This window comes from Epilithonimonas xixisoli, from assembly GCF_004365655.1.
Lineage (GTDB): Bacteria > Bacteroidota > Bacteroidia > Flavobacteriales > Weeksellaceae > Epilithonimonas > Epilithonimonas xixisoli.
Window position 1 is genome coordinate 485,466 of sequence record NZ_SOEO01000001.1, and the last position, 18,848, is coordinate 504,313.

Here is an 18,848-nt window from a genome sequence, read left to right on the forward strand (position 1 = left end):
AAATCGAATAAAATAAAAGGTGCGAAGCATCGACATATTGGTAAAAATGAAGAAAAAATTGGTTTTAGAATCCGGCGAAGTTTTTTACGGAACGGGATTCGGAGCAGAGCAGGACACTGCGGGAGAAGTGGTTTTCAACACGGGAATGACGGGTTATCAGGAATTGATTTCTGACCCAAGTTATTGCGGACAAATCGTTTGTATGACGTATCCTTTGATTGGAAATTATGGCATCAATCGTGATGATTACGAAAGCATCGAGCCTGCAATCAAAGGTTTGATTGTGAAAGAATTGTGTGATTTGCCTTCCAATTTCAGAACACAGATTACTTTGGACGAATTATTCCAAAAGAAAAATCTGTCAGGAATTTCCGGAATCGATACCAGAAGATTGACAAGAATTCTAAGAAGTAAAGGTGTTGAAAAAGGAAAAATCGTAAACGCAGATGCAGATGAAAAAGCTGTAATCGAAGAACTAAAAGCGACTCAATTTCCAACAAATCAAGTAGAACAAGTTTCTACAAAAACGTCTTATGCAAGTCCGGGAAGAGGTTTCAAAGTGGTTTTGGTGGATTTCGGTTCCAAGTTGGGAATCATCCGCGAATTGTCACAAAGAAATTGTGACATCATTGTAGTTTCTCACGACACAACTGCTGAAGATATTTTGCTAATGGACCCAGACGGAATTATGCTTTCCAACGGTCCCGGCGACCCGGAAGATAATGCAGAAGCTTTGGTAATGATTCAGAAATTGCTAGGAAAAGTTCCAATTTTTGGGATTTGTTTAGGTCATCAGTTGATTGGTTTAGCTTGTGGCGCAAAAACTTACAAACTGAAATTCGGACACAGAGGTGGAAATCATCCAGTTTTGGATTTGGAGAAAAACAAAGTTGCAATCACTTCACAGAATCACGGTTATGCGATTGACCAGGAATCTTTGAAAAATACAGATTTGGTAGAAACTCACATCGCTCTGAATGACAGAACAAACGAAGGTGTAAAACACAAGATTCATCCTTGTTTCTCAGTTCAATATCACCCGGAAGCAAGTCCAGGTCCGGAAGATGCGAATTATCTTTTTGATGATTTTATCACTTTGATGGAGGATTTTAAGTAATAGTAATTAGAATTTATAATAAATTTTAAAGTTATGAGCGAGTTCAGTTTTGAGTATTTAAAAGGAATTTTACATACATATTCTAACTTGAATATGCCTAATAGTACATTGTCTTATAATTTTGAAATAGTAGAAGATAAAATTGAGAATGAAATTTTGTATTTAAGACAATATTTCAATTTGCCGATTGAGTGTAAAATGTCAATATTAGATATTAATGAATCAGAATTTAAAAAACAGATTTATGATTGGTTTTTTTTAAATGGTGAATTATCTAAAATTAATTTAAATGAAACTCGGCGAAATTATGAAGTGAATAATTTTTATAATGTCCTAAATTCCATTAATGAAATAACAAAAATTATTCAAGTGGAATTTGATTCTACAAATGAAACGTATTATGAATTAGGCATTTATTACACTTACTTTTTTATACATAATAAAGAATCAAAGTATCTATTGTATTTTAGATATGATGATTAAATGCTAGAAAAATGTTATTTGTCATTCCGTAGGAATTTAAACAGTCGATTCCTACGGAATGACAAAACAACGCAAAAAGTAAAATAAAAAATCTCCCGACTTCCATCATCGGACTTCGGACAAAAAAGTAAAAATGAAAAGAACAGATATACAAACAATTTTAGTAATCGGCTCGGGTCCAATCATTATTGGTCAGGCTGCGGAATTTGATTATTCGGGAACACAGGCTTGCCTTTCACTTAGAGAGGAAGGTTACAAAGTGATTTTGATTAATTCCAATCCTGCAACCATAATGACAGACGTGGAGATTGCCGACAAAGTTTATATTGAACCGATTTCTTTGGAATTCGTTTCCAGAATCATTCGCAAAGAACGCCCGGATGCGCTTCTTCCAACTTTGGGAGGACAAACCGGACTAAATATGGCGGTTGAATTACAGAAATCCGGAATTCTTGAAGAATGTAAAGTGGAAGTTTTAGGAACAAAACTTTCAGCAATTAATCAGGCAGAAGACAGAGATTTATTCCGAGAATTGATGCGCGAATTGAATGAACCAGTTCCTGAATCTGACATCGTAACAACTGTTGAAGGCGCTTTAGCTTTTGCTGATAATTTAGGTTATCCGGTAATTGTTCGTCCTGCTTTTACAATGGGAGGAACAGGTGGCGGAATTGCTTCCAACGAAACTGAACTTCGTGAAATTGCTGAATTAGGTCTTAAATATTCGCCTGTAACACAATGTTTGATTGAAAGGTCAATCGCAGGTTTTAAAGAAATCGAATATGAAGTGATGCGTGATTCCAACGACAACGCCATTGTGGTTTGTAATATGGAAAACATCGACCCGGTTGGTGTTCACACAGGAGATTCGATTGTAGTTGCGCCTTCGCAGACACTTTCTGACAGAGAATATCAATTGTTGAGAAATGCTTCTCTAAAAATCATCAGAGCTTTAGGAATCGAAGGTGGATGTAATGTTCAGTTAGCATTAGACCCGCATTCATTCAATTATTATATCATCGAGGTGAATCCGAGAGTTTCGCGTTCATCGGCTTTGGCGAGTAAAGCAACAGGTTATCCGATTGCAAAAATCGCTGCAAAAATCGCGGTTGGTTTGACATTGGACGAAATCAAAAATCCTGTAACAGGAACTTCTTACGCTTGTTTCGAACCAGCTTTGGATTATGTGGTGACTAAGTTCCCGAGATTCCCTTTCGATAAATTTGAAACCGCTGACAGAAGATTGTCAACGCAGATGAAGGCAACCGGAGAAGTAATGGCAATCGGAAGAAACTTCGAAGAATCTTTACAAAAAGCCATTCGTTCTTTGGAAACAGGAATCCGTCATTTAGGATTAAAGAAAAAACAAGCTGACCTTTTATTTGCTGAAGAAACCGAAGGTTCGACGAATGAAATGAGTCAAATCGAAAGAAGAATCCGAGTTTGTGATGATGAAAGATTATTTATCATCGGTGATGCTCTTAGAAGAGGTTACGATTGGGAACAGATTGTAGAATGGAGCAAAATCGATAAATTCTTCATTTGGAAAATCAAAAAATTAATTGATTTCGAAACGACAATCAAAGAAAATAAATTTAATAAAGAAATTCTTCTTGAAGCTAAAAAATTAGGTTTCGCAGATTTGAATATTGCACATCTTTGGGAAACAACTCAGAAAGAAGTGTTCCAATTCAGAAAAGACAACGGAATAATGCCGGTTTACAAAATGGTAGATACCTGTGCTGCTGAATTTGAATCAGAAACACCTTATTTTTATGGAACTTACGAAGATGAAAATGAAAGTATTGTTTCTAACAAAGAAAAAATCATCGTTCTAGGTTCTGGCCCAATCAGGATTGGTCAAGGTGTTGAGTTTGATTATGCGACGGTTCATTCGGTTTGGGCAATCCAACAAATGGGTTACGAGGCGATTATCATTAATTCTAATCCGGAAACCGTTTCTACAGACTTCTCGATTTCGGATAAATTATACTTCGAACCTTTGGCAGAAGAAGACGTGATGAACATCATCGAACTCGAAAAACCAAAAGGTGTTGTGGTTCAGTTCGGAGGACAGACTGCAATTAATTTGGCTGATAAATTGGCAGCTCACGGCGTTCAGATTTTGGGAACTTCCCTTGAGGATTTGGATAGAGCCGAGAACAGAGATAAATTTGAAAAAGCACTTCAAGATTTGGGAATTCCACAGCCACTTGGAAAAACTTCGACTTCAAAAGAAGAAGCGATTGTAATTGCTAATGAAATTGGTTATCCGGTTTTGGTTCGTCCTAGTTATGTTTTGGGAGGAAGAGCAATGGAAATCGTTTATTCGGAAAAAGAACTCGCTCATTATATGGAAAATGCGGTAGAAGCCAGTCCAGACCAGCCGGTTTTGATTGACCGTTATCTGACAGGAAAAGAAGTGGAGGTAGATGCGATTTGCGACGGTGAAACAACAATAATTCCGGGGATTATGGAACACATCGAAAGAGCAGGCGTTCACTCCGGAGATTCGATTGCGGTTTATCCGCCTCAGACTTTGACGGAAACTCAAATCAAAACCCTTGAAGATTATACAATTAGATTAGCAAAAGGATTGAATGTCATTGGTTTAATGAATATTCAATACGTAATTTCCGGAGGAGAAGTTTTCGTCATCGAAGTGAATCCACGTTCGTCCAGAACTGTTCCTTTCTTATCGAAAATCACAGATGTTCCGATGGCAAATCTAGCAACTAAAGCGATTCTTGGAACGAAATTGAAAGACCTTGGTTATAAATCAGGTTTGGTTCCTAATAAAGAAGGAATCTTCGTGAAAGTTCCGGTTTTCTCTTTCAGCAAATTGACAAAAGTAGATATTTCTCTCGGTCCTGAAATGAAATCGACAGGAGAAGTGATGGGGAAAGATTCAACCTTCGAAAAAGCTTTATACAAAGGTTTGATTGGCGCAGGAAGAAAAGTTCCGACTCACGGTTCCATCTTGTTCACGGTGGCTGACCAAGACAAAGAAGAAGCGTCTGAAATTGCGAGAAGATTCCATACGATTGGGTTCAGAATCTGGGCTACGGAAGGAACTGCGAAGTTTTTTGAAGAAAAAGGAATTCCGACAAAAATCGGTTACAAGATTGGAGAAGAAGATGTCAATTTGATTGATTTGATTCAAAAAGGAAAAGTCCAATATGTTGTGAATACAACTACGAAAGGAAAACAAGCCGAAAGAGATGGTTTCCAAATCCGAAGAATGAGCGTGGAAAACGGCGTTCCTTGTCTGACATCAATGGATACAGTCGAAGCGATTTTGAAAGTGATTGAAAGTATGACTTTTAAAATGGAAGCGATGTAATTTTTGTATCTGAGAATAAGATAATTTTAAAAAAAATCGAGGGAATCTTATTCTCTCGATTTTTATTTAGTCTTACTTATCTCCATAATGTCCCATTGCTGAAACTATATAAACGGTGACAATATCATTATCTACACGATAAACAATTCTGTCTTTTTGGTTGATTCTTCTTGACCAATATCCAGTAAAATTGTATTTGAGCTGTTCGGGTTTTCCTTCTCCAAAAAAAAGGATTTTCAGCTAATTCCGATAATATTTTTTAAATCTTTTTGATAATGATTTTATCTCCAGCATTATAATGCCTTTGCAATTCTTTTCGCGCATTGGGTGCAATATCTACATAATACTTTCCCATATATTTTTAGGATTTATACGAATTGCTTTTCCATTTTTAATATCTTCTTCTGCATTTTTAATTTTTTCTTCAAAATCAACCTCGTACGAACTGTCGTCCGAAACTATTTCCACACCTTTATTTTCTTTTGAAAATAATTCGATTAAGTCTTTCAGCATTTTTCCGGCTTTGGTACGTTCGTTTATTTTTAAAGTGATTAGTGTCATAGCGTTGATATTTAAGTTTATCAAAATACGGAATAAAAAACTACAATTTAATGTGACTTTTAATCCAATTATAATAATCAAAGTTAATAAATTGATAGTAGTAAATAAGAGTTAATTTTAAAATTTTTAAATCGTATTTTTGATTTCAAATAAATTATCAAAAAATGAAAGTAACAAACATCCTGATTTTAGCAATTTCGGCATTATCAATTTTCTCTTGCAAGTCCGTTCACGACAGATTGCAAACGGGAACCATTGTGAGAGATTGTACGGGAACTTACGTCAGAGTCGCAGAAAACGAGGATTACTTGGTTTGCAATGCAGATATTTTAGCCACGAAAAATGATGGCGAAAAAGTATCAGTGGTTTACGATTACACAAAAGAATGTGCAGAAAGAGATGGGAAAATTATGTGTATGATGTATCACGAAAACAAAGGAATGATAAGAGTTAAAAGTGTACAATAATTTTGAAATATTACAAAACCTCATTTTAATAAGATGAGGTTTTTTAGTAACTATTTCTTCAAAAGATTAATACTCACCGTCGCCAACTCAGAATCCGGAAATTTTTTGAATAAATTAACGTCCGGTTCCAAACCAGATTCTTTGCAAATCCGGTGAAAAACGTCCACTTCCAGAATGTATTGGTCAGAGAATCCGTGTGTGGCGTCGTAAGCCGTGGAAGCTGTCAATCCAAGATTTTTTGAAGTGATATTTGGTGGTAAAGTGTGAAGCTCAATCAAAAGTAATCCAAATTTTTCAACGTAAGGCGTCCATTTTTTCAGATGATTCAAGAGATTTTCCTCCACATCTTGATTGGACAACCGTTTTCCCCGGAACGCAAATGCGCCTGTTGAGGTACTGATTCTTGGGCTTTCAGTTTCCAGAACGTCTTCCCAAATTCGGTTGTGGTCGAGGAATGTTCTGATATTCAGCAAATCTCCCAATTCGATATTGTAGTCGGATTGCAGATCTTCGGCAAGTTGTTTCGGATTTCCAATATCGCCCCAAATAACTTTTGCCCAAATGTCATTTTTGATGAGATTGGCTCTTGTCACCTTCAAAGACGCTGGATTATAATCTGCGCCAACCAAAAATAACGGATGCTCTTCCAAGTATTTGCCTCGCAAAGTCTGTCTTTCAATGACTTCATAAAGATGTTGCAAAAGCGCGCCGTTCCCGCAACCCATATCCAAAATTCCCTTTGGTTGCTCATTAATTGGACGATTGAAAATCTCAATGATAAACTCATCAATCACTTTAAAATAGGTCAAATGGGCGCCACCGCTTCCCCAAACATTCATTTCGCGGTTCACGTGGATTTCGTCTTCGCCATCTTCAATTTCTCGGATTTCAGACGCTTTTCCGAAAATCAGATTATCTAATTTTGAGAACATCGGAAGATAAGAAACTGTTACGCCGTAAGCTGTGGCGCGTCTTGCGAAGAAAAGTCCGGTTTCCGTGAATTGGAAATTATTTCCCTTTTTGGAAAACCAACCGATTTCTGAAAGATAATTAAGAATAATTTCAAAATAATGTGGGTTTTTATGAAATTCTTCTGCGCTGAAACTCGCTTCCATAAAGTATTTGTGAAACATCCCGCTCATTCCGAGTTTGATGATAATTGGTCCGACGAGTGCGCCTTCAATATGTTTTTGGATTTGATAATTTAAGGAAGATTCATCATTGTTTTCATTAAGAAAAGATTTGTATTTCTCGAAAATTAATATCCATTTTTTACAAAGATTTTCAGTCAGTTCTTTAGAATTAATGACATCAAAATCAGCCAAAAATTCCGCCAAATCACAATAGATATCCTGATGAGAAAAAGCGTCTTTGGTTTTGGAATTTGTGGAGATTTTTACAACATCAGTTTCATTATTAAGATGATAATCCAAAAATCCTTGAGAAGCCAAAACTCGCAAGGCAACATTCAAATAACCTTCGTTAGAATCAAATTTTTCATTAATCTCAGAAAGTTCTAAAGTTTGATTTTCATCAATAAAATCCAAAATATTTTTCTTTGACAAAGCTGAAATCACAGGCGCAGTAACAATGCCATCCAAATGTCTGAAAATCGATTCCCGAAGTTTTCTCTTATCCATAAAACTATTGATTTTGTGTTTTGGAAGATAAAAATTTTCTGTGAATCAAATAAAAATAAAAAAATCATCTTGAAGATTAAGCTGATTTTACTGATTAAGTATGGCGTAAAATCTGCTTAATAAGGCATAATCTGAGAGTCGATAAACTATTCAGACGCAAAAATAAAATAATAAACATAGATGGAATTTAGTTATCTTTAAAACGTTCAAAACAAAATAACTATGACAAAACATCAGCAAAGAGTGAAGGCTGTTTTTCACTTTTTTGATAATAAAGATACGGTTCTCGGTTTCCGAAAATTGCTGGATTGTGCGATGGACACTCAAGATATGACCATTTACAAAGAAGCGATTGCTTTGACAGATTGGAAAGAAACCAACAATCATTCTCCGGAAGAATTGATTGAAAAATCAAAAAATCTTTTGACCGAAATTGAGAAAATTTCTGTGAATGAATATCCAACGGAAATTGCGGTTTTGCAATCCAAAAATATTCAGAAATCTTATGGGAGCAATCGTTTTTCGCTTGGTCCGGTTTCTTTGGAAATCAAAAAAGGACAGGTTTATGGTTTGGTAGGAGAGAATGGAAATGGTAAAACGACTTTGCTTCGGATTTTAGCACAAGAAATTTCGCATAACCAAGGCGAACTGAATTACCAATTCGATTCTGTTCCGAAAGATGAATTTGATTTGAGAACAAAACTCGTTTACATCCCGCAACGAACCGAAAAATGGTACGGAAGTTTAAAGGATAATTTGAAATTTGTCTTGTCAAGTTATGGCGTAAAACCGGAAGAAAACGAAACGCGAACGCTGATGATGATTGCGCGTCTCGGCCTTTGGAATTACAAACATTTGAAATGGAACGAGCTGTCGTCGGGCTACAAAATGCGTTTCGAATTGGCGAGAACATTGCTTCGTCAACCCGAGATTTTGTTGTTGGATGAACCATTGGCAAACCTTGATGTCCTTGCTCAACAAGTGATTTTGGAAGATTTGAAAGCAATTTCCAATTCAGTCAATAATCCGATTGCGTTGATTCTCAGTTCTCAGCAATTGTACGAAGTCGAAAAGATTTCGGATAAAGTCATATTCCTCAAAAACGGAAAATATCAAGACAACGAAACCAAATCTGAAACCGAAACTCCAAGCCTGATTGTAGAAATTGATACAGACAATTCCAGAGAAGAATTATTGCAGATATTCCAACCGTTCAATCTTGAAAAACTGAATTTCAACGGTGGAATTTTCGTGGCTTATTTCAGTCCGGAAACTGAGTTTTCTAGCGTTTTATCAGCTTTAGGAAATTCGAAAATACAAGTGACTTATATTCGTAATATTTCAACTTCTACACGCCGTTTCTTCGTAGAATAAAAACTTCTGACCAATGCAAAAAATTAATAAAATAAATCAATATCTTCTGGAAAGATACCCAACAATTTGGAACACCAGAGTCGTGTGGATGTTACTTTTGGGCATCGCCATCCATCTCATTTTCTTTTTCATAGGCTTTGTTTCGCACGCCAGTCCGAGTACTTTGCAAAGTTCTGGCGCCGTCAGCGATTATCTGAGTTCGGGACTTGTTTTCGTTCACATCATTATATCGGTTTTGATGATTGTCGGCTGGCTTGTTTTTATGTTCAAGAATAATGCTTTCAAGAGTTTTTATCCGAGTTCTGGCAAGAAATTGTTCTTTGAATTTTTCCAGTATTTCATCATTATTTTTATTTCATCGACTTTCTATTTTTCTTATATGACGGGTTTTCGCCTTTTCATTAATTATAAATATGATGATGAAAAAATGGAGAAAAACATCGATGTCATCAATAGAACCAATGCATTTCTTTCTCAGGAAATAGAATTGTATACTTTGGACAATCGCCTTTTCCCAAAAGAATTTTATGACTATTACTGCGAAACAGAGATTAATAAAATCGATAAAAATCAAAAATATTTTGTCTATCACGACCGCGTTTATCAATACTGGAGTTTGTACGAAAAAGTGGTGACCGAGCGTGATAAATATGGCGAATTTATCTATCCGGAAGAGGAGGCGAAAAACAGAACCGGACTGGCTTATTTTGAAACCAGTCAAAATCAAAAATCCAGAGTCTATTATTTCAAAAATAAGGTACAAGATTTGTCGGCTTACATTCCGACCACTGCGCCAAGTTATTATAATTTCTCGGATGTCTTTTATAATGTAAATGAAAATTTGTCACCCCATATCCGAAAATACAGATATGAAGCTGGAATCCCGATTGTAGAAGATAATGATACTTTCAAAAAGCATAAAGCTCTCATCAATCAAAAAACAACTGAGCTTTTACAAAGCAAGAATCCAAAAGCCATCGAAGAATTGATGCAGGATTTCCTCGCTATTTCCAAAGAATTTGACATCAGAAATAATCTGAATGCGAAGGATTGGGCGAGATTGGTTTCTCATCCGGATAATTATGAAGTCAAGCAATTTATCAAAAAATACCTTCCAAAAGCCGGTCAGGATTATGACCCAAATAGAGCTCCGGACGGCTATTATGATGGAATCGAAACGGCGTTAGATTCTACTGCGGTGAGTGCGGACAATTATCTTAACGAAAATGGCGAAATCGTGAAAGATACGGTGAGCATCAGGGATTTGAATCCGAACTTAGCTCAGGAAGTATCGCCAAAGGATTATTTCAGGAAAAATATGTCGGGATATTACTTTTACACGACAGATTTGCGATATCTATTGGAAAATGTGGACACGGTGAAAACCTATGATTTTTTCACGGAAACGGTGCATTATTTTCTTTGGTTTGCGTTTGGTTTGGCAACATTTATATTTGGTTTTAGAGTGACCAATATGCGTTCATTGCTCTTCAGCATTGTTTCGGCGGGCGTTATCATCTTATTGGTTACGCTGTTTTGCGTGATGACAGCCTTTGTTTTTAACCTCAGGAACGAATTCTTTATTTTCTACACGATGCTGACTGTCGGGATTGTGATTTTACTTCTTCCATTTTTGACTTTAAAAAGAATGTCAAAATTATTTTCATCGATATTTATGTTGATAACCATCAATGCATTTCCGATTTTCATTTGGTTGATTTTGATTATCATTAATGAACATCAGACTGCAAATTGTAGATTTAACAGTCAGATTGGCGGTTTAGAAAATGATTGCATCGGCTTTCTGGATGAGTTTGGTTTCACTTTGAGTTATTTGATTCTGATTGTCTCGATGTTGTTTTTATATTTTTACAAAGGTTTCATCAAAAAATGGAAAGCACTTCCGGAATAAAAAATACTTGTTCAGTTTTCGGTTGTTGATTGATTTTGTAACCTCTAAATTTGTCTCACTTTTCAAAAGTGTTGGTTTTTTTTAGGAGCATAATCCCGCTATCCGCTATATCTTTTGCTCTTCGTACCTCATCACAAAAGGATGTCGCTACTATCGGGGCTAGGGGGTTTTCAAATCAATCACCGCTTTACCAAAAATTAAGATGTTATCAATTATGAATCTGACCAATGACATAATGTACCAAGCATCCTTCGAAAAAAACGTCGATTTCGAAGGCGTCTTTTGGATGGGTGTAAAAACGACAGGAATTTTTTGTCGACCAACTTGCACGGCGAGAAAACCGAAACCTGAAAATGTTGAGTTTTTTGAAAATACAAAAGACGCCATCCTAAAAGGTTATCGCCCGTGCAAGGTCTGCAAACCTTTGGAAAATCCAGATGAAACACCAATCGAAATTCAGAAACTGATGACTGAATTATCCGAAAATCCGGAACTGAAATTCAAAGATTTAGATTTGATAAATCGTGGTTTACAACCTGCAACAGTCAAGCGCTGGTTTCTAAAACACCACGGAATGACTTTCCACGCGTTTCAAAGAACGTTCAAAATCAATTCGGCTTTCAAAAAACTTCAGCAAGGCGAAAGTGTTTTGGATGTGGCTTTTGAAAATGGTTACGAAAGTCTGAGTGGTTTCAATGACAGTTTCAAATCGATTATAGGAGCTTCTCCAAAGAACTCGAAATTGGAAAAGATAGTTGACCTCAAAAGAATCGAAACACCGCTCGGAACGATGATTGCGTGTGCCAACGAAAACGGAATCTGTATGCTGGAATTCTCCGACAGAAAATCACTTTCGAAAGAACTGGACGATATTTCAAAATATTTCAAAGCTAATATTATTCAGGGAGAGAATCCACATTTCAAGACTTTGGAAACAGAATTAGCAGAATATTTTGAAGGAAAAAGATTGGATTTCACAGTTCCACTTGCGCCTGTTGGAACTGATTTTCAGAAAAATGTTTGGGAAATTCTCAGAACCATTCCGTACGGAACGACGAGAAGTTATCAGCAACAAGCCGACATTCTTGGCAATCCAAAAGCCGTGAGAGCCGTCGCGAATGCAAACGGACTTAATAAAATCTCAATAATAATTCCTTGTCACAGAGTCATTGGAACTAATGGAACTTTGACAGGTTACGGCGGTGGGATCTGGAGGAAACAGAAATTGTTGGAATTGGAAAAAGCGATTTTGTTTTAATTCAATATTCAAAGTTTAATATTCAAGGTTTAGTAATTTTGAACTATCAACTATCAACTATCAACTATCAACTATCAACTATCAACTATCAACAAAATGAATCCACAAGATTTAAAAGATATTGCCAACCTTTGGTTCAAGGCATTTAACGAGCAAAACTTGGATGATTTGCTTAATTTATATGATGAATCTGCAGAGCATTACAGTCCAAAACTTAAAATAAGAGACCCAGCAACTAATGGTTTAATCAAAGGAAAAAATGCCTTGAGAAATTGGTGGAAAGACTGTTTCGAAAGATTGCCAACTTTAAAATATCAAGTAAATAAACTAACAGCAGATTCCGAGCAGGTTTTTATGGAATATACCAGAAATGTAGAAGGCGAAGAAGATATGGAAATCGGAGAGGTGCTGGAAATCAAAGACGGAAAAATTTTATTCTCCAGAGTTTATCACGGATAAAATGAATCAAGACTACCACCTTAAAACAACCACCTAAAACCTTAAACCAATGAACATCCAACCAACTTTAGAAAACGAAAACGTCAAACTTGTTCCCTTAACTCAAAATGACTTCGAAGAATTATTTGAAGTCGCTTCTGACCCTTTGGTTTGGGAGCAACATCCGAACAAAGATCGTTACAAAAGGGAAGTGTTCGAGAATTTCTTCAAAGGTGCAATGGAAAGTGGAGGCGCTTTTAAAATCATTGATAAGAAATCTAATGAGATTGCGGGGAGCACGAGATTCTACGATTATAATGCTGAAGACAACTCAATCCTAATCGGCTATACTTTCTACGGTACAAAATTCTGGGGTTCAAAACTGAATCCTCAAGTCAAAAAGCTGATGATGGATTATATTTTCCAATTCGTTGATAAAGTTAATTTTCACGTTGGGAAAGACAATATCCGCTCGCAAAAAGCAATGGAAAAACTGGGCGCAAAGAAAGTGGACGAGGTCAATGTGGCCTATTTCGGAGAACCAGAAAAACTGAATGTTGTTTTTGAAATCAAGAAAGAAAATTATTAGAAAGATAGAGCTTATTTAAAATTTCATCGAAATTATTTCCCCAACCCTAAAGGGAGTAATTTCGATGAAATTTCTAATTGATTTTTGCTCCCTTTAGGGTTGGGGAAAACAAAAATCAATTAGAAAAAAAAATTAGGCTTTCAATACAGAATCTTTTCGTTCGAAACTTCTCACAAAACCAACTCCTCAAACAACCTCTCAAAAGTCTTCTCCAAATCCAAACTTGCTCCAGGATGCGGACGAGAAGTTTGAATAATAGAACTTTTCGCCGCTGTCAGCCATCGGAAACGTTCAGGGATTTCGAGTTGAGCGATTGAGCCAGCCGACTTTTCGCCATTGGCAATATTCACGAATGATTCCAGATGTTTTTTCACATCATCAAAATCGATTTTCGATTGGATGACCCGAAATTTCTCCTCACAAAGATGAATTTTAACTTTAATAAATTTCTCCCTTTTTGAGAACAAAATCAAACCAACGTTGAAGAATTCCTCACGCTCCGGCTTCGGCACTAATCGGATTACCGCGTACTCATATAACTTTTGCTCTTGCATTTTTGGCTTCATTTAAAAAGTTATCAGAATTGTCGCGTCTCAAAGTCAGGAATTTGAAATAAACCTCTTTTATTTCACTTGGATAAAGGTCTGTATCGTTCCATTGCAACCAATCTTCAGGAATCAGTTCTACGATTTCTCTCAAAATTTCGTCCGTCAAAATCGCTTTGAATTTCTCATTAGCAGAATCCAGGTCAGAAGCTTGAGGAAGCAAAACGTGGTCTTTAATCATCACAAATGGACTCACAGCATTCTTTTCCCAATTGTCCCAGTTGTGGTGGAAATAGAGCGATGCACCATTGTCTATCAGCCAAAGTTCCTTGTGCCACATCAGCATATTCGTATTTCGGAAAGTGCGGTCGATATTTGTAAGAAAAGCATCGAGCCAAACAATTTCGGAGGACAATTTTGCATCGATTTTTACCGCGCCTGGATCGTAAGTGATTGCGCCGGAAAGGTAATGCAGAGCGAGATTCAGTCCGCAACTGTTTTTCAATAAGTCCTGAATTTCCTCATCAGCCTCACTTCGTCCAAAATCAACTGAAAGATTAGCAAGCACCAGTTCCGGAATTCGGAATCCCAACACCTGAGATATTTTCCCGCCAATTAATTCGGAGATCAAAGCCTTCACGCCGTGTCCAGCACCTCGGAATTTCAAAACGTATTTGAAATCATCGTCTGCTTCTGCCAATGCTGGCAACGAGCCACCTTCCCGCAAGGGCAGGATGTAGCGGGTGACGGTAACTGTTCTTAAGGATAAGTCCAATTTGTAATTTTTTGTAAAAATAGGGATTTGTAAAAGAATTGGGATGCATATTTACTAATTCCATGTTAGAAATAAATGGTGAAAATTAAATAGTTCTTATTGATTGAAGTGGATTGTTGCTTGTTAATGTTTTGAAAATCAATAGCTATTATTTGTAAAATCATTTGTCCACCCCTTTGTCCACCCCTTAATATGTTCAACAGTTTGTTTATGCGATATATTTACATATAGCAATATTAAGACACCCATAAAGCTGTTACGTATTTTTACGTAATTTATATGTAATTTAAATATTTAGTTAGATTATGTCAAATAAATATTTACATTTGTAATAAATGTGCTTGGATATGTTGTTATTGTTGAATTTAATTCAAAACTACTATGAATAACCTCAAAAATAATATATATGAGAAATTTTTACAGAAAAATTGGTATTCTCTTAATTGTGTTTTGGGCAAAATTAATTTTTGCACAATCATTTACAGAGAATTTTGACAACATTAGTACACTAGCCGGTAGCGGCTGGTATCAGCAAAATAATAGTGCACCAGCAGGTACTAATCCTGTTTGGTTTCAAGGTAATCCCCCATCTTCAGGAGGTCCGTTTATTGCTTATAATGGAGCGGAGAATGCTTACATCGCTTGTAATTTTAATAGTACTGCTGGAGGAACTGGAGTTATTAGTAATTGGCTATTAACTCCTAACAGAACATTTAAGAATGGCGATGTTATTACATTCTATACTCGTAAGTATGACGTTGGACAAGATTATCCAGATCGTATGGAAGTACGACTAAGTACAAATGGAGCAAGTACAAATGTTGGTAGTGGAGCTTCTGCTTTAGGAGATTTTACCACCCTTCTTTTAAGTGTTAATCCATCACTCATTGTTGGTGGTTATCCAAAACAATGGACGCAATATACCATCACAATTTCTGGTTTGCCGGCTCCCACATCAGGACGACTGGCATTTAGATATTTTGTTACAGCTGCTGGACCTACAGGAACTAATTCGGATTATATAGGCTTGGACAATGTGGTGTACACTTCTTACACTTGTCCTACATTCACAATGACAGCTAGTGGTGCCTTAGCAGGAGGTTCTGCTGGCAATTCTTATAGTACAGCACTTACACAGACAGGAGCTTTGGGAACACCGAGTTTCGTTGTGACTGCAGGGGCACTTCCTCCAGGATTGACTTTATCTTCTTCAGGAACCATATCAGGAACACCTACGGCAACGGGTACATTTAACTTTACAGCAACGGTAAGTGATGCCAGTGGATGTTCTCGTTCACAAGCTTATTCGATTACTGTAGTTTGTCCTTCTAATCCAATTACAATGGCTAACTTTCCGGCATTATGCAGTAATGCTGGTTTATACACTTTAACAGAGGCTTCTCCAGCGGGAGGAATTTATAGCGGTATAGGTGTTAGCGGAGGTCAATTTGATCCAGTAGCGGGAACGCAAACTATTACTTATGATTATACAGACCCCTATGGCTGTGCTCATACTTTGAGCAAAACTATAACAGTCAATACAGCGCCAACGGTTACACTGGCAACATTTGCTGAAACCTGTAGTAATGGGGGGGTAATTGCATTGACTGGTGGCTTGCCAGCAGGTGGTACATATAGTGGTACTGGAGTGAGTGGCGGTCAGTTTGATCCAGCATCAGGTACTCAAACCATTACTTACACCTATACCGATGCGAATGGCTGTAGTGCTTCCGCAAGTAAAATAATAACTGTGAATCCTACAACTGTTATTAGTACTCAACCAAGTGCAAGTACAATTTGTGCAGGAGCGAATACCACATTTGCAGTAGCGGCAAGTAATGCGACGAGTTATCAATGGCAGGTTGATCAAGGTGCTGGTTTCAGCAATATATCCAATGGAGCGCCATATTCAGGAGCAACGACAAGTAATTTAACCATAACAACTGCAACAGCCGGACTTAATGGTTACCTGTATCGTGTAGTGATGACAGGACAGGCTGGTTGTAGTTCCGCAGTGTCAAATAATGCCACATTAACTGTTAATTCAGCGCCAGCAATAACTTCACAACCAAGCGCAAGTACGATCTGTGCCGGAGCTAATACCACATTTACGGTTGCAGCAAGTAATGCCACAGGTTATCAGTGGCAGGTTGATCAAGGTGCTGGTTTTAGTAATATTTCCAACGGAGCACCATATTCAGGAGCAACAACAGCTACATTAACTATTACAAATGCAACTGCAGGACTTAATGGTTATGTATATAGAGCTATAGCTACTGGAGCTTGTACGCCGAATGCGACATCAAATAGTGTTGCTTTAACCATTAATTCAGCGCCAGCAATAACTTCACAACCAAGTGCAAGTACAATTTGTGCAGGAGCAAATACTACATTTACAGCAACAGCAAGTGATGCTACAGGTTATCAATGGCAGGTTGATCAAGGTGCTGGTTTTAGTAATATTTCCAACGGAGCACCATATTCAGGAGCAACAACAGCTACACTAACTATTACAAATGCAAACGCAGGACTTAATGGTTATGTATATAGAGCTATAGCTACTGGAGCTTGTACGCCGAATGCGACATCAAATAGTGTTGCTTTAACCATTAATTCAGCGCCAGCAATAACTTCACAACCAAGCGCAAGTACGATCTGTGCAGGAGCTAATACTACATTTACAGTAGCGGCAAGTAATGCTACAGGTTATCAATGGCAAGTAGATCAAGGTGCTGGTTTTAGCAATGTATCGAATGGAGCACCATATTCCGGGGCAACAACAGCTACACTAACTATTACAAATGCAACCGCAGGACTTAATGGTTATGTATATAGAGCTATAGCTACTGGAGCTTGTACGCCGAATGCGAGATCAAATAGTGTTGCTTTAACCATTAATTCAGCGCCAGCAATAACTTCACAACCGAGCGCAAGTACAATTTGTGAGGGAGCTAATACTACATTTACAGCAACAGCAAGTGATGCTACAGGTTATCAATGGCAGGTTGATCAGGGTTCTGGTTTTACTAATGTCAGCAATACAGCACCATATTCAGGGGCAACAACAGCTACACTAACTATTACAAATGCAACCGCAGGACTTAATGGTTATGTATATAGAGCTATAGCTACTGGAGCTTGTACACCGAATGCGACATCAGAAAGTGCAACATTAACAGTGTCTTCTGTAACTGGTTCAACAACTAAGACTAATGTAAGTTGTAATACAGGTTCAAATGGAACAATTACACTCACTCCATCTGGTGGAACCGCTCCGTACACATTTGATTGGGGTAATGGTATCATTACACAGGATAGAACAGGTCTTGCTGCTGGTGAATACACTGTTATTATAAAAGATGCCAATGGTTGTACAGGAAGTCTTTCGATAACTATTACAGAACCTACCGCATTGGTAGCAACTGCTGGTACGCAAAATAATGTTGCTTGTAATGGCAGTGCAACAGGCTCAGCTACAGTAAATGTTACAGGAGGAACTGGAGCTTACACTTACAGCTGGTCACCAAGCGGTGGAACAGCGGCTACGGCAAGTGGTCTTGCTGCTGGTGAATATGTGGTAACGGTTACAGATGCTAATAACTGTCAGACCACTCAATCATTTACAATCACAGAAGCAGAAGCGGTGGATGCGCCAACAGGTGCTGCCACACAAACCTTCGAGGCTGGAGATACACTAAGTGTTTTAGTTGCGACTGGTGAAGGAATTAAATGGTATGCAACAGCTGACGATGCAACCAATCATATTAATGATTTACCGCTAAGTACTTTGATTGTAAACAATACAACTTATTTTGCAACTCAAACTGTTGGCGGATGCGAATCTAAAACATCATTAGCCGTTTTAGCTTGGAATGAAGATCTGGGAGTTAATAATGCGAATGGTAAAATTAAAATCCAAATCTATCCAAACCCGGTGAGAGAAGTGTTACACTTCAGTGGACAGGATAAGATTAATAAGATTGTGATTATGTCAATCGATGGTAAGAAAGTCTCTGAGAAAACAATGTTGGGCGAACGAAAACTGAATGTCCATACATTAATTCAAGGAACATATCTGATTAAGATCTTTACAGATAAAGGTGTACAGACCATCAAGTTTATCAAAAACTAAAACTTAAATTATAATTGTATGAGAGCCATCACACTGTGTGATGGCTTTTTGTATTTTCTTAATGATTAAACATCATTTTCAAGATATGATTAATTAGCAGGCTTGCCACCACTCAATAGCAGGCTTGCTTTCTGTGGCTAGAATCTTTCATTTTTTTGTGAAGCTTATTTCAAGTTTGTAAAAAGCTAACTTTTTGGAAATTAAAATTGAATGG

At 37.2% G+C, this 18,848-nt stretch carries 15 protein-coding genes; 10 read left to right on the forward strand and 5 right to left on the reverse strand.

All coding sequences use genetic code 11. From position 1 onward, the window contains the following. The first annotated feature begins 46 nt into the window (after positions 1-46). The 3 genes from B0I22_RS02320 to carB all read left to right on the forward strand — a co-directional run bounded on the left by B0I22_RS02320 (position 47) and on the right by carB (position 4,943). On the forward strand, positions 47-1,117 hold the full coding sequence (locus tag B0I22_RS02320; RefSeq protein WP_133942996.1) for a glutamine-hydrolyzing carbamoyl-phosphate synthase small subunit: 1,071 nt from the start codon (positions 47-49) through the stop codon (positions 1,115-1,117). Positions 1,118-1,150: 33 nt separating this feature from the next. Next, positions 1,151-1,600, forward strand: a complete 450-nt coding sequence (locus tag B0I22_RS02325; protein WP_133942997.1) for a hypothetical protein — start codon at positions 1,151-1,153, stop codon at positions 1,598-1,600. Between the two features lie 133 nt (positions 1,601-1,733). Beyond that, positions 1,734-4,943: a carbamoyl-phosphate synthase large subunit gene (gene carB / locus B0I22_RS02330; RefSeq protein ID WP_133942998.1), complete on the forward strand. Its 3,210-nt coding sequence runs from the start codon at positions 1,734-1,736 to the stop codon at positions 4,941-4,943. Between the two features lie 72 nt (positions 4,944-5,015). On the opposite strand, the gene B0I22_RS16425 is transcribed toward carB, so the two are convergent. Both B0I22_RS16425 and B0I22_RS02340 read right to left on the reverse strand, forming a co-directional pair. Next, positions 5,016-5,183: a Txe/YoeB family addiction module toxin gene (locus tag B0I22_RS16425; RefSeq protein ID WP_221411219.1), complete on the reverse strand. Its 168-nt coding sequence runs from the start codon at positions 5,181-5,183 to the stop codon at positions 5,016-5,018. Between the two features lie 96 nt (positions 5,184-5,279). Beyond that, the gene (locus B0I22_RS02340; protein WP_133942999.1) at positions 5,280-5,504 is read right to left on the reverse strand and encodes a DUF2683 family protein; all 225 of its coding nucleotides are present in this window, start codon (positions 5,502-5,504) and stop codon (positions 5,280-5,282) included. Between the two features lie 164 nt (positions 5,505-5,668). Here B0I22_RS02340 and B0I22_RS02345 point away from each other — a divergent pair, with 164 nt between their 5' ends. Beyond that, on the forward strand, positions 5,669-5,971 hold the full coding sequence (locus B0I22_RS02345; protein ID WP_133943000.1) for a hypothetical protein: 303 nt from the start codon (positions 5,669-5,671) through the stop codon (positions 5,969-5,971). Between the two features lie 50 nt (positions 5,972-6,021). Here B0I22_RS02345 and B0I22_RS02350 read toward each other — a convergent pair whose 3' ends face one another. Continuing rightward, complete coding sequence (locus tag B0I22_RS02350; protein WP_133943001.1) at positions 6,022-7,611, reverse strand: class I SAM-dependent methyltransferase; 1,590 nt, start codon at positions 7,609-7,611, stop codon at positions 6,022-6,024. A 222-nt stretch (positions 7,612-7,833) separates the two neighbouring features. On the opposite strand from B0I22_RS02350, the gene B0I22_RS02355 reads away from it, so the two are divergent. From B0I22_RS02355 to B0I22_RS02375, 5 genes are all read left to right on the forward strand, one after another. Continuing rightward, a complete protein-coding gene (locus B0I22_RS02355; protein WP_133943002.1) occupies positions 7,834-8,985 on the forward strand; it encodes an ABC transporter ATP-binding protein in 1,152 nt (383 codons plus the stop codon). Between the two features lie 13 nt (positions 8,986-8,998). Beyond that, on the forward strand, positions 8,999-10,897 hold the full coding sequence (locus tag B0I22_RS02360; RefSeq protein ID WP_133943003.1) for a hypothetical protein: 1,899 nt from the start codon (positions 8,999-9,001) through the stop codon (positions 10,895-10,897). A 202-nt stretch (positions 10,898-11,099) separates the two neighbouring features. Then, positions 11,100-12,155 carry a bifunctional transcriptional activator/DNA repair enzyme AdaA gene (locus tag B0I22_RS16430; RefSeq protein WP_342772840.1) on the forward strand — a complete coding sequence of 352 codons (1,056 nt, stop codon included), beginning with the start codon at positions 11,100-11,102 and terminating at the stop codon, positions 12,153-12,155. A 96-nt stretch (positions 12,156-12,251) separates the two neighbouring features. Further along, positions 12,252-12,614: a nuclear transport factor 2 family protein gene (locus B0I22_RS02370; RefSeq protein WP_133943004.1), complete on the forward strand. Its 363-nt coding sequence runs from the start codon at positions 12,252-12,254 to the stop codon at positions 12,612-12,614. 49 nt (positions 12,615-12,663) lie between these two features. Next, positions 12,664-13,182, forward strand: coding sequence for a GNAT family N-acetyltransferase (locus B0I22_RS02375; protein WP_133943005.1), 519 nt, complete (start codon positions 12,664-12,666; stop codon positions 13,180-13,182). Positions 13,183-13,352: 170 nt separating this feature from the next. On the opposite strand, the gene B0I22_RS02380 is transcribed toward B0I22_RS02375, so the two are convergent. Then, positions 13,353-13,736 (reverse strand): DUF3037 domain-containing protein, encoded by a 384-nt coding sequence (locus B0I22_RS02380; protein ID WP_133943006.1) that lies wholly within the window; start codon positions 13,734-13,736, stop codon positions 13,353-13,355. Beyond that, the gene (locus B0I22_RS02385) at positions 13,714-14,502 is read right to left on the reverse strand and encodes a HipA family kinase (protein ID WP_133943007.1); all 789 of its coding nucleotides are present in this window, start codon (positions 14,500-14,502) and stop codon (positions 13,714-13,716) included. The genes B0I22_RS02380 and B0I22_RS02385 overlap by 23 nt, the downstream gene beginning before the upstream one ends. Positions 14,503-14,908: 406 nt before the next feature. Between B0I22_RS02385 and B0I22_RS02390 the strand changes: the two genes are divergently transcribed. Then, a complete protein-coding gene (locus B0I22_RS02390; RefSeq protein ID WP_133943008.1) occupies positions 14,909-18,634 on the forward strand; it encodes a T9SS-dependent choice-of-anchor J family protein in 3,726 nt (1,241 codons plus the stop codon). Positions 18,635-18,848 lie beyond the last annotated feature (214 nt).